Origin of the sequence: Flavobacterium sp. UW10123 (assembly GCF_040538975.1) — a bacterium.
In the GTDB taxonomy this organism is placed as follows: Bacteria; Bacteroidota; Bacteroidia; order Flavobacteriales; family Flavobacteriaceae; genus Flavobacterium.
In genome coordinates this window covers 1-3,025 of sequence record NZ_JBEWQE010000035.1, presented here as the reverse complement: position 1 = coordinate 3,025, position 3,025 = coordinate 1, and the positions used below count along the sequence as shown (strand labels likewise).

The window sequence follows — 3,025 nt, the reverse complement described above, 5'->3', positions numbered from 1 at the left end:
GGCGAATGCTCTGCAACAGCGACGGCTCCGACTACAACTGATAATTGCAAAGGAACGGTTACAGGAACAACGACGGATCCACTGACATATACTGCTCAGGGAACTTATACGATTAACTGGAGTTTTGATGACGGAAACGGAAACGTAGAAACGGCGACTCAGGAAGTAATTATCAGTGATATTCAGAAACCATCAATCTCATGCCCATTGGCGGTTATAGTTTCGGCTGATGCTAATTCATGCAAAGCATCAGGAGTTGTTTTAGAAACTCCAACAGTATCAGACAACTGTACGGGAACGGTAGCAGTGACGAATGATGCACCGTCAAGTTTCCCAGTTGGAAATACAACAGTAACTTGGACAGCAATAGATTTGGCTGGAAATAAAGAGACTTGTACGCAAGTTGTTAATGTAATAGGTCATATTGAAGCAAATGATGATAGTATTTCTTCGTCAAATGGAGTAACTGGAGGAGCCGTAATTACTAATGTTTTTGATAATGATGTTTTAAATTGTAATAAAGTAAATAGAGGAGATGTTGATGTTACGATAAATGGTACGGTACCTTCAGAGTTAATTTTCAATACTGTAAATGGTGCTGTTTCAGTAAAACCGAATACACCAACAGGTACTTATACTTTTGATTATTCGATTTGTGAAATTGCTAATAGTGGAAATTGCAATACAGCTACAGTTAAAGTTGAAGTTGTAAATGATTTAATTGCGGTTAAAGATGATTTCGGAACAAAATCTTCAGGATCTACGTCAGCAATTATCGGAAATGTAAAATCAAACGATACTTTAGATGGAGTATTTGTTACGTCTGGAAATACAGTTGTGACCGTTGGCAGTGACGGACCATTAAGCGTTGCTGCAAATGGAGATGTTACTCTTGCATCAAACACGCCAAGCGGTTTATACAGCATCACATACCAAATCTGCGAAAAAGACGCTGATCCAGTCAATTGCGAGACAGCTACAGCAGAGGTTAAGGTTGTAAACGTAATTGATGCACTAGTTGATACGATTGATCCAATTAATGGAAACATTGGAGGAACTACTATATCTTTAATAACAAACGATACTTTAAATAATAATGAAGCTATAATTGGAACTGATCCAGGGAAAGTTACAATAAGTATTGTTGGAACTTTACCTTCAGGTTTAACATTAAATGCAAATGGTAGTATTACGGTAGATCCGGCAACTCCAAAAGGTAATTATAATATAGAATATAAGATTTGTGAAGCAGGTGCTATTCCAGAAAACTGCGATTCAGTAACTGTTACTGTGCCTGTAACAGCAGGGAACCTTGTTGCAAATGCAGATGAAATTCCATCAGTTTTAGGATCGAATGTTCCTCAGACTTTAGGGAAGAATGTTTTCGACAATGACACAAAAAACAACCAGCCGTTAAATCCGTCAGATGTTACGCTGAAAACTACAGCGGCAGATTCGAAAGGATATCTGACTGTAGATGCAAATGGAAACATTGTTTTAGAAGCAAATCCGCCAGCGGGAGATTACGAGCTGACTTATGAAATCTGTGAGAAACTGAATCCAGACAACTGCAGTTCAAATACTGTGAAGGTAACAGTAGGAACGCCAGTAATCGATGCGGTAGAAGATGTGATAGCTTCAATAAACGGAAATATCGGAGGAACAACAATTTCATTGACTGCAAATGATAAATTAAACGGAAATTCAATTGTGGTCGGAACAGGAGCAGGAGAAGTTAAGTTTGAAATTATAGGAACGCTTCCATCAGGATTGACTCTAAATTCAGACCATACCATTACTGTTGCGCCAAATACGCCAAAAGGAAACTATAATGTGGAATATAAAATCTGCGAAAATACGAATCCGCTAAACTGCGATTCAGTTACTATTACTGTTCCAGTTACGGCGGGAAATCTTGTGGCAAACGAAGACGTAATTCCATCAGTTTTAGGATCAAATGTTCCTCAGACTTTAGGGAAGAATGTTTTCGACAATGACACAAAAAACAACCAGCCGCTAAATCCGTCAGATGTTACGCTGAAAACTACAGCGGCAGATCCAAAAGGATACTTAACTGTAGATGCAAATGGAAACATTGTTTTAGAAGCAAATCCGCCAGCGGGAGATTACGAGCTGACTTATGAAATCTGTGAGAAACTGAATCCAGACAACTGCAGTTCAAATACTGTGAAGGTAACAGTAGGAACGCCAGTAATCGATGCGGTAGAAGATGTGATAGCTTCAATAAACGGAAATATCGGAGCAACAACAATTTCATTGACTGCAAATGATAAATTAAACGGAAATCCAATTGTGGTTGGAACAGCAGCAGGAGAAGTTAAGTTTGAAATCGTGGGAATGCTTCCAGCGGGACTTACTTTAAATTCGGATTACACCATTACTGTTGCGCCAAATACGCCTGCAGCAGATTATAATGTAGAATATAAAATCTGCGAAAACACAAATCCGCTAAACTGCGATTCAGTAACTGTTACTGTGCCTGTAACAGCAGGGAACCTTGTTGCAAATGCAGATGAAATTCCATCAGTTTTAGGATCGAATGTTCCTCAGACATTAGGAAAAAATGTTTTTGATAATGACACAAAAAATGCCCAGCCGTTAAATCCGTCAGATGTTACGCTGAAAACTACAACGGCAGATCCAAAAGGGTATCTGACTGTAGATGCAGACGGAAACATTGTTTTGGGAGCAAATCCGCCAGCGGGAGATTATGAGCTGACTTATGAAATCTGCGAGAAGCTGAATCCGGACAACTGCAGTTCAAACACTGTGAAAGTAACGGTAGCAATGCCAGTAATCGACGCGGTAGAAGATTTGATAACTCCAATAAACGGAAATATCGGAGGAAAAACAATAGCATTGACAGCAAATGACAAATTGAATGGAAATGCAATCGTAGTTGGAACAGCACCGGGAGAAGTTAAGTTTGAAATCGTGGGAATGCTTCCAGCGGGACTTACTTTAAATTCGGATTACACCATTACTGTTGCGCCAAATACGCCTG

Annotated in this window: 1 protein-coding gene; it reads left to right on the top strand. The window is 39.3% G+C overall.

Translation table 11 applies throughout. The features are described from left to right. Positions 1-3,025, top strand: a 3,025-nt coding sequence (locus ABXT06_RS22685; RefSeq protein WP_354592753.1) for an HYR domain-containing protein, incomplete at both ends; no start/stop codon positions are given.